The organism is Limnohabitans sp. (assembly GCF_031538885.1).
Taxonomy (GTDB): Bacteria; Pseudomonadota; Gammaproteobacteria; order Burkholderiales; family Burkholderiaceae_C; genus Limnohabitans.
This window is the reverse complement of sequence record NZ_JAVKLW010000061.1, coordinates 46428-55904: the sequence shown is the minus strand read 5'-3', so window position 1 is coordinate 55904 and position 9477 is coordinate 46428. Positions and strand designations below refer to the sequence as shown.

The 9477-nt window shown below is 57.4% G+C and carries 8 protein-coding genes and 2 pseudogenes; 4 read left to right on the top strand and 6 right to left on the bottom strand.

Annotated features, from left to right (window positions below):
- The 3 genes from RMS03_RS04845 to RMS03_RS04835 are packed head-to-tail and all read right to left on the bottom strand — an operon-like array spanning position 1 to position 2965.
- A complete protein-coding gene (locus RMS03_RS04845; RefSeq protein WP_310625964.1) occupies positions 1-1533 on the bottom strand; it encodes a glycosyltransferase family 39 protein in 1533 nt (510 codons plus the stop codon).
- 18 nt (positions 1534-1551) lie between these two features.
- Positions 1552-2004, bottom strand: a complete 453-nt coding sequence (gene ybeY, locus RMS03_RS04840; RefSeq protein ID WP_310625963.1) for an rRNA maturation RNase YbeY — start codon at positions 2002-2004, stop codon at positions 1552-1554.
- A gap of 4 nt (positions 2005-2008) precedes the next feature.
- Positions 2009-2965 carry a PhoH family protein gene (locus tag RMS03_RS04835; RefSeq protein WP_310625962.1) on the bottom strand — a complete coding sequence of 319 codons (957 nt, stop codon included), beginning with the start codon at positions 2963-2965 and terminating at the stop codon, positions 2009-2011.
- Positions 2966-3006: 41 nt separating this feature from the next.
- Here RMS03_RS04835 and ruvA point away from each other — a divergent pair, with 41 nt between their 5' ends.
- Together ruvA and ruvB are read left to right on the top strand one after the other, a co-directional pair.
- On the top strand, positions 3007-3579 hold the full coding sequence (ruvA, locus tag RMS03_RS04830; RefSeq protein ID WP_310625961.1) for a Holliday junction branch migration protein RuvA: 573 nt from the start codon (positions 3007-3009) through the stop codon (positions 3577-3579).
- Between the two features lie 3 nt (positions 3580-3582).
- Positions 3583-4644: a Holliday junction branch migration DNA helicase RuvB gene (gene ruvB / locus RMS03_RS04825; RefSeq protein WP_310625960.1), complete on the top strand. Its 1062-nt coding sequence runs from the start codon at positions 3583-3585 to the stop codon at positions 4642-4644.
- A gap of 9 nt (positions 4645-4653) precedes the next feature.
- Here the strand turns inward: ruvB and RMS03_RS04820 are convergent, their stop codons facing one another.
- Positions 4654-5313 carry a histidine phosphatase family protein gene (locus RMS03_RS04820; RefSeq protein WP_310625959.1) on the bottom strand — a complete coding sequence of 220 codons (660 nt, stop codon included), beginning with the start codon at positions 5311-5313 and terminating at the stop codon, positions 4654-4656.
- 62 nt (positions 5314-5375) lie between these two features.
- On the opposite strand from RMS03_RS04820, the pseudogene RMS03_RS04815 reads away from it, so the two are divergent.
- A pseudogene (locus tag RMS03_RS04815) lies at positions 5376-6060 on the top strand (TetR/AcrR family transcriptional regulator).
- Between the two features lie 5 nt (positions 6061-6065).
- Positions 6066-7862: an acyl-CoA dehydrogenase C-terminal domain-containing protein gene (locus RMS03_RS04810; protein WP_310625958.1), complete on the top strand. Its 1797-nt coding sequence runs from the start codon at positions 6066-6068 to the stop codon at positions 7860-7862.
- 45 nt (positions 7863-7907) lie between these two features.
- Here RMS03_RS04810 and RMS03_RS04805 read toward each other — a convergent pair.
- Together RMS03_RS04805 and RMS03_RS04800 are read right to left on the bottom strand one after the other, a co-directional pair.
- Positions 7908-8144: pseudogene (locus RMS03_RS04805) on the bottom strand (CoA transferase); the annotation flags it as partial.
- Between the two features lie 14 nt (positions 8145-8158).
- Positions 8159-9343 (bottom strand): acyl-CoA dehydrogenase, encoded by a 1185-nt coding sequence (locus tag RMS03_RS04800; RefSeq protein WP_310625957.1) that lies wholly within the window; start codon positions 9341-9343, stop codon positions 8159-8161.
- Between the last annotated feature and the right edge of the window lie 134 nt (positions 9344-9477).

The following is a 9477-nucleotide window of genomic DNA, read 5'->3' as shown; positions in this document are numbered from 1 at the left end:
TTATGGCGCGGCGTTATCGCAGCGCACCTGCCCACAGTAATGCTGGCAGAACGGACAGCCTGTCATGGGCAACCATGACGGAATTTGATGGCGCTGCTGGAAGATGTCTTTGAGCACCGTGTCGCGGTAGACCCGCCATTTGAAGTGCTTCCCCTCGACTGCGTAAAACGGCACCTCGTCTTGCGACGCAGTGATCAGTGACACGCTGTCAAAGTAGGCGCGGTACTCGTCTAAGTTGGGTTGGCTAAAGCCAATGATGCGGATGGTTTTGCCATCGAAGTCCGCGAAGTTCACCAGCAAGTCGTCTTGACGCGCGTGGAAGCTGCCCGCGCCAAACACTGGCACATAGGTTTTGAGCGTTTGGCCATAGATCGAGGCAGGCGTGTAGGACGTGGCCATTAACACCGTGTCTGGGGCTTGCACTTGGGCCAGCAGCGCTTGCGTGCGATAGCTGCGCACAATCTCGGGGTAAATTTTGACGCCCTTCCAATCGGCGAGATGCGTGCTGTACATCGTCACCAGTGCCACAAGATGCGCGCCCAAGAACACGCCCATCCATAGGCTGCAACGCTTGAGTTGTGTGGTCGGCAAGGCCAATGCAAGCAGCACAAAAAACAAAGGGTAGAAGTTCAGCACCCAATGCAAGCCCACCACCTTCTTCATGGCGATGAGTGCAAAGAAGGCAAAAGGCACGGCGACCAATGTGACCAAAAGCTTGTTTTGGCGAACCCCTGTGACGAGGGCTTGGCGATCTTTCCATCCCAACCATACCAGCCCCGGTGTGAGCAGATAAACCCAAGTCAGCAAATACAGCGCAGGCTTGTGCCATTCGAACACCTCGCCTTGGTTGCGGTTGTAAACGTTGAACATGATGTTGGCCCAGCCGTGGCCCATGTTCCACCACAGGTTGATCAGTGAACCTGGTGTGGCTGCCAGCACCAGCAGCACAAAGCCCAGTAGGCGCTCGCGTCGCCAGGCCACAAAGTACACCAAGTACGCCAAGCCCATCACCACTGCAAAGTACTTGGATAAAAACGCGAGGCCTAAACATAAGCCGCTCAAGGCGTAGAGCCCGTAAGTCGCGTGGTCACGCTGTGCCCGTTGCTCGGCCCGCACTAAGGCGCAAACCGACAGCGCCGACCAAAAAATCAACGGTGTGTCGGTGGTGATGAGCGCATTGAGCCAGTTGATGGGGGTGAGCCAGTACAGCACAATAGCCCACGCCGTTTTCTCGCGGTCTAAGCCCGAGAAGCCCCACCACAAAGCCGCGCCCAAGGCAGTTGGCAGGAGTAGCGCGGGGATGCGCATGGCCAAGGTGCTGTCGCCAAACAGCCTGAGCATGACGGCGATCAGCCAACCCGCCATCGGCGGGTGGTCGTAATAGCCCCAGTCGGGGTAGACCCCCCACCAGTAGAAATACGCTTCGTCGCCTGTGATGGGGAAGGTGGCGCCAATCCATGTGCGCACCAGCAGCGACAACACGCCGATCCAAAGTAACAAGCGAACCAAGGGCTGAGAAATCGGTGTGTTCATGAGGCGAACTGCGGGCAATCAATAAGGGCAGAGCAGGCCGAGGCGGGCCATGATGAACATCTCGAGCGTTTCCATTTCAATGGCGTCTGCTTCAGAGGTGTCGTGGTCGTAGCCTTGGGCATGTAGTGCGCCGTGAATCAGCAAATGCGCGTAATGCGCTTGCAGCGTCTTGCCTTGCTCTTTGGCTTCAGCTGCAACGACGGGCGCACACAGCACGAGGTCAGCCATGACCACGGGCGCTTGCCCATAGTCAAACGTCAGCACATTGGTGGCGTAGTTTTTTTTGCGATAGCTGCTGTTTAAAGCTTGCCCTTCTTCGGCATCGACGACGCGCACCGTCATCTCGGCGTCGTGGGCCAAGGCGTGACGGATGCAGCGGTTCACAAAAGCGCGTGGCAACGCTGTGCGGTGACGCGCAGCCTGCGGCACATCGCCAAATTGCAGGGTGAGGTCTAAGGTGGGCAGGGCCATGTGTTTAAGCTTGTTTGCGTGAGGGTGCGCCTGTGGTGGTCGTTCGTTGCGCGTCATACGCATCGACGATGCGTGCCACCAGCGGGTGGCGCACCACATCGGCCGTGGTGAAGCGGGTGACGGAAATGCCTTTGACGCGTTCCAACACGCGTTCGGCGTCAATCAAGCCACTGAGCTGCCCTTTGGGTAAATCAATCTGACTCACATCACCCGTGACCACCGCTTTGGCACCAAAGCCAATGCGGGTGAGGAGCATCTTCATTTGCTCAGGCGTGGTGTTTTGCGCCTCGTCCAAGATGACGAAGGCGTTGGTGAGTGTGCGACCACGCATGAAGGCCAGTGGCGCAATTTCAATCGCATTGCGCTCGAACGCTTTTTGCACGCGGTCGTAACCCATCAGGTCATACAAGGCGTCGTACAAGGGGCGTAAATACGGGTCCACTTTTTGGCCCAAGTCACCAGGCAAGAAGCCCAGCTTTTCACCTGCTTCTACGGCGGGACGCGTCAACACAATGCGTTGCACCGCGCTGCGCTCCAGTGCATCCACAGCGCAGGCGACGGCCAAATAGGTTTTGCCTGTGCCCGCTGGACCAATGCCAAAGCTGATGTCGTGGGCCGCAATATTGTCGAGGTAGGCGACCTGTGTGGGCGTGCGCGCACGCAGGTCTGTGCGGCGAGTTTGCAGCGTGGGCGCGTCTTCCTCCATGGCGCTGTCGCCTGCCAGCATGAGCTGCACTTGCTCAGGCGGAATGGATTTGGCCGCACGTTCGTACAAGGCTTGCAGCACCTCCATGGCGCGGGTGGCTTTGGCCTTGTGGCCGTCCACTTTGAATTGCTCGTGGCGGTGGGCGATTTTCACGTCCAGCGCCAGTTCGATGGTGCGTAAATGTTCGTCAGTAGGGCCGCACAAATGCGACAGACGGGTGTTGTTATGCGGGGTGAAGGTGTGGCGAAGAATCAAGTCGATAATCTCTCAAAAGGTTCCCCAATGATAGGCAAGATGTGATTGGCAAATTAAGCGGCATTCTCAGCGAGAAAAACCCACCCCAAGTGCTGGTGGATTGCAATGGCGTGGGCTACGAAGTCGATGTGCCCATGAGCACGTTTTACAACCTGCCCGCCACCAGCGAACGTGTGTCCTTGCTCACTCACTTTGTGGTGCGCGAAGACGCACAAATTTTGTTTGGTTTTGGGACGGCATCAGAGCGCGCCACGTTTCGCTTGCTGATCAAAATCTCAGGCGTTGGGCCACGCATGGCGCTGGGTATTTTGAGCGGGTTGAGTGCCGACGAGCTGGCGCGTGCGGTGTCGGACCAAGATGCGGGCCGCCTCACCAAAGTGCCGGGCATTGGCAAAAAAACCGCCGAGCGCTTGCTCTTAGAACTCAAAGGAAAGCTGGGTGCAGATCTGGGCCCCCATTTGTTTTCGACGCCCGACCACCAAAGCGACATCTTGCAAGCCTTGCTGGCACTGGGCTACAACGACAAAGAAGCTGCTGCCGCGCTCAAAGCTTTGCCGGCCGATGTGGGTGTGAGTAATGGCATCAAGCTGGCGTTGAAGGCTTTGGCCAAATAAACCATGAGCATTCAGACTGACGACTTCGCTCCCACACCTGTGCCGTCGCGCATGGTGTCCGCCGCACCCGTGTCGCCCAACGAAGAGGCCATTGAACGCGCCTTGCGCCCCAAGTTGCTGCAAGAGTACGTGGGTCAGATGAAGGTGCGTGAGCAGTTGGAGATCTTCATTGGTGCAGCCAAGATGCGCAACGAGGCCCTCGACCATGTGTTGCTGTTTGGCCCCCCAGGTTTGGGTAAGACCACGCTCTCGCACATCATTGCGCAAGAGCTGGGTGTCAACCTGCGCTCCACCAGCGGGCCAGTGCTTGAAAAGCCCAAGGACTTGGCTGCATTGCTCACGGGCCTAGAGAAAAACGATGTGCTGTTCATCGACGAAATTCACCGCCTCTCCCCCGTGGTGGAAGAGATTTTGTACCCCGCACTCGAGGACTACAAAATCGACATCATGATTGGCGAAGGCCCTGCGGCGCGCAGCATCAAACTCGACTTGCAGCCCTTCACTTTGGTGGGGGCCACCACCCGCGCAGGCATGTTGACCAACCCACTGCGTGACCGTTTTGGCATCGTGTCTCGCTTGGAGTTTTACACCGCCGAAGAGTTGCAACGCATCGTGGTGCGCAGTGCTGGGTTGCTCGATACGCCGATGGACGTGGAAGGTGGTTTTGAGATTGCGCGTCGCTCACGCGGTACACCGCGCATTGCCAACCGCTTGCTACGCCGTGTGCGCGACTATGCCGATGTGAAAGGCACGGGCCGCATCACCGAAGACATAGCCAAACGCGCACTGGCTATGTTGGACGTCGACCCCCAAGGCTTTGACTTGATGGACCGCAAATTGTTGGAGGCCGTGATTCACCGCTTTGACGGCGGGCCTGTGGGCTTGGACAACATTGCCGCGAGCATCGGCGAAGAGCGCGACACGATTGAAGATGTGATCGAACCGTATTTGATTCAGCAAGGCTTTTTGCAGCGCACACCGCGTGGGCGTATCGCCACCTTGGCGGCTTACCGTCACTTGGACGTGACGCCGCCCAAGGCGATTAGCGATGTCGCCACGGACTAAGCATGCGTTTTAAGTTGTGGTCTCGTCGCGCGGTGTGCCGTCCGCTTCTTCCAAGTGCGACACATCGCCCCAGCCTACCAAGCTCAAGCCCTGAGGCGTCCACAGCAAACGGTTGATGGCGGCATTGCCCAAGTGCCACGTGCGTGGAGCATCGAGGCTTTGTTGGGTGGCCAGACGGTACAGCGCATCCGTCACCCCGCCGTGCGCGACTAACACAATTTGCTCGCCGAGGTGCTGGCTGGCCAATGCGTGGACGCAAGTTGCAATGCGTTCGCGCAGCACGGTGAGTGATTCGCCTCCCACGGGCGACCAATGCGGGTCACGTCCACGCCAGCGTTTGGCGTCTTCAGGCCAGCCGCTTTCAATTTCAGCCCATGTCTGGCCTTGCAAGTGACCGAAGTGACGCTCACGCAAGCCCGTGTGCCCCACCACGCCAAGCTGTGCAGCGCGTGCATGGCCTTGCGCAATGGCATGTGCGGTTTCGAAAGCACGGGCCAAGTCGCTGCTGTAGATGGCGGTAATCGGTTCTTCGCGCAAAGCGTAGCCCACGCGTCGGGCTTGCCATTTGCCCGTGTCGTTGAGGCCAATGTCGAGTTGGCCCTGAATGCGGGTGTCCACATTCCAAGGGGTTTCCCCATGTCGTATGGCGATGATTCGTGTGGCTTGCATGGGCACAGTTTAAAGACGAAAAACCATGCAAAATAGTACGGCCGTTCTTTTTGTAAATTCGCATGACCGCCCCTCTTCAAACTTCTGCATCCGCGCACAAAGCCTTGCAAAAAGGCCAGCAAACCAAGGCTGCCATTGTGGACGCCGCCTTGGGCTTGGCCACGCAAATTGGCTTGGAGGGTTTGAGCATTGGCGCTCTGGCCGAGGTGGCGCGCATGAGCAAGTCGGGCGTGTTCGCCCACTTTGGCTCACGCGAGGCGCTGCAAATCTCGGTGGTGCGCGAATACCACGTACGCTTTGAAACCGAAGTGTTTCTGCCCATCTTGCAGGTGCCGCGTGGCTTGCCGCGCTTGCGCCAACTCTTTGCCAACTGGACCCAACGCACTTCGGCAGAAATTGATTCGGGTTGCCTCTACATCAGCGGGGCGAGCGAATTTGATGACCGCCCCGGCCCCGTGCGTGATGCGCTGGTCAGCTCCGTCAACACCTGGTTGGCTGCGGTGCATCGCACGGTGGCAAGCCTGTGAGGAAGGGCATTTGGCGGCCGACATGGACGCGGCGCAAATGGTGTTTGAGTTGCACGGCTTGATCTTGGCCTTGCAGTATGAGGCGCGTTTCTTGCGCTCATCTCAATCTCTGAGACGCACCGCGCAAGGCTTTGAAAATATCTTGCAACGCTACGGCGCACACAAGACGCCGCTGATTTCCAAACCCGCCGTCAAACGCGGCACAGTCACTCCAAAGTAAAAACCATGCCCAGCTACACCCCACCCTTACGCGATATGCAATTTGTGTTGCATGAGGTGCTGAACGTCACCGCCGATTTCAAGCAGATGCCCAACCACGCGGACATCGACGCGGATACCCTCGCGGCCGTGCTTGAAGAGGGCGGCAAGTTCGCCTCGGAAGTGATTTTCCCGCTGAACCAAGTGGGGGACGCACAAGGCTGCACCTTGAGCCGCGACACGCACAACGTCACCACGCCCGATGGTTTCAAGGCCGCCTATGCGCAGTACGTGCAAGGCGGCTGGCCGTCGTTGAGCGCCGACCCTGCCTACGGCGGTCAGGGCTTGCCCGTGGTAGTGAACCAGTGCTTCTACGAAATGCTCAACAGCGCCAACCAAGCGTGGACCATGTACCCAGGCCTGACGCATGGCGCCTACGAAGCTTTGCATGCGCACGGCACAGACGCACAAAAAGCCTTGTACTTGCCCAAGCTCACTAGCGGGGAGTGGACAGGCACCATGTGTTTGACAGAGCCGCATTGCGGCACCGACCTAGGCCTCTTGCGCACCAAGGCCGAGCCACAGGCGGATGGCAGCTACCGCATCACGGGTAACAAAATTTTCATCAGTGCTGGGGAGCATGATTTGGTGAACAACATTGTTCACTTGGTCTTGGCGCGCTTGCCCGACGCCTCTGCGGGTAGCAAAGGCATCAGCTTGTTTGTAGTGTCTAAATTTCATGTGCATGCGGATGGCAGCTTGGGTGAGCGCAACGGTATTTACTGCGGTGGCTTGGAGCACAAGATGGGCATCCACGGCAACGCGACCTGTCAGATGGTGCTTGACGGGGCGGTGGGCACGCTGGTGGGCCAACCCCACAAAGGCTTGGCCGCGATGTTTGTGATGATGAACGCCGCACGCATTGGTGTGGGCATGCAGTCCCTCGGACTGACCGAGGTCGCCTATCAAAATGCGGTGCGCTATGCCAAAGACCGCCGCCAGTCGCGCAGCCTGACGGGCGTGAAAGACCCCAGCCAAGCTGCCGACAGCATCTTGGTTCATCCCGATGTGCGCAAGATGCTGCTCACTGCCCGCGCCTATGCCGAAGGGGGTCGCGCCTTGGCGCTGCATTGCGCGTTGCTGATTGATCACGAGTTGAGCCACCCAGACGACGCCGTGCGCGCAGACGCAGCCCAACAAGTGGCCTTACTCACGCCCATCGTCAAAGCCTTTCTCACCGACAACGCGTGGACCGCCACATCCGCGTGCCTACAGGTGTTTGGCGGGCACGGCTTTATCCGTGAGTGGGGCATGGAGCAATATGTGCGCGATGCCCGCATCAACATAATTTACGAAGGGACCAACACCATCCAGAGCTTGGACTTACTGGGGCGCAAGGTGCTGGGTGACCAAGGTGCAGCCTTGAAAAAATTTGGCGCACACATCAGCGCGCTGGTGCTGGCCGAGCAGGACAACGACGAGATGGCCGAGTTCGTGAAACCCCTCGCCAAGTTGGCCCAGCAGATGACGCAGTTCACCGGTGAAATTGGCTACAAAGCCATGCAAAACGCAGATGAGGTGGGCGCGGCTGCGGTGGACTATCTGCGTGTGGCAGGCCACTTGGTGTTTGGCTACTTCTGGGCGCGCATGGCGCAAGTGGCTTTGCAAAAAATAGCAGCGGGCAACTGTGATCCGTTCTATCAAGCCAAGTTACAAACCGCGCGGTTTTACTTTGCCAAGCTGTTCCCAGAAACCGCATCACTCATGCTGACGGCTCGCGCCGGCGCCGCTGTGCTGATGGAGACAGACGCGGTGTTCGTTTGACCCGTAGCGATTTTGAATTCAGGTAAATTCAACCCATGATGGACTCTTGCCACGATTGGCGCACAAGAAATACGCAGCTACCTTGCTGTAGCCATAGCTCCACCATGGCGGCCCCCACATACGCGTGTCATCCCCCACACCAGGGCGCTCAACTTTAATGACATCAGCGCCGTAATCAGCCAGCATCTGCCCTGCCCATGGGCCAGCCAGAACCCTAGACAAATCCAGAACCTTTATCCCCTCCAAAGGTCTGGGCATTGAAGACTGCGAAACTGTCGGCATGATTAACGTAATCCTCAGTTCGAAAATGCTGCGATGCCTGTGATGGCACGACCCAAAATCAGCGCGTGCACATCGTGCGTGCCTTCGTAGGTATTGACCACCTCTAGGTTCACCAAGTGACGTGCCACCCCAAACTCATCCGAAATGCCGTTGCCACCCATCATGTCACGAGCTATGCGTGCAATATCCAAAGCCTTGCCGCAACTGTTGCGCTTCAAGATGGAGGTAATGTCCACCGAAGCCGTGCCCTCGTCTTTCATGCGACCCAAACGCAAGCAGCCTTGCAAGCCCAGTGAAATCTCAGTCATCATGTCGGCCAATTTCTTTTGAATCAGTTGGTTGGCAGCCAAGGGGCGACCGAATTGTTGTCGATCCATCACATATTGGCGTGAACGGTGGAAACAGTCTTCCGCTGCACCCAATGCGCCCCACGCAATGCCATAGCGCGCGCTGTTCAAACACGTGAATGGGCCTTTGAGACCACGCACATCCGGGAAGGCGTTCTCTTCAGGCACAAACACTTCGTCCATCACGATCTCGCCCGTGACAGAGGCACGCAAACCCACTTTGCCGTGAATGGCGGGGGCACTCAAACCCTTCCAACCTTTTTCTAAAATAAAGCCACGAATCGCGCCTGAATCATCTTTGGCCCACACCACAAACACATCGGCAATGGGGCTGTTGGTAATCCACATCTTGGCGCCTGAGAGCGAATAACCCCCTGTCACTTTCTTGGCGCGCGTGATCATGCTGCCAGGGTCTGAGCCATAGTTGGGCTCGGTCAACCCAAAGCAACCAATCCACTCGCCGGTGGCGAGCATGGGCAAGTACTTTTGTTTTTGCTCTGCAGAACCAAACTCGTTGATGGGCACCATCACCAAGGAAGACTGCACGCTCATCATGGAGCGGTAGCCAGAGTCCACGCGCTCGACCTCACGTGCAACAAGTCCGTAGCACACGTAGTTCAAGCCTGAGCCGCCGTAGTCCTCTGGAATCGTAGGGCCCAATAAGCCCAACTCGCCCATTTCGCGAAATATCGATGCATCTGTTTTTTCGTGACGGAATGCATCTAAAACTCGTGGAGCCAATCGCGCCTGACAATAAGCCGCCGCCGCCTCTTTGACTTGACGTTCGTCGTCTGTCAACTGCAAGTCAAGCATGAATGGATCCGTCCAAGAAAAACCGCTGCTAGCGCTCATTTGTAACTTTCAAAACATCGAAGGATGCGTCCATGTTATTTTGGGCAACCAACATACTCAAACGAATGTTCCTCACTCAGATATGATTTTTTGTAATGCCTGAGTCAATCCACTTACCGTCATGCGCCGTCAAC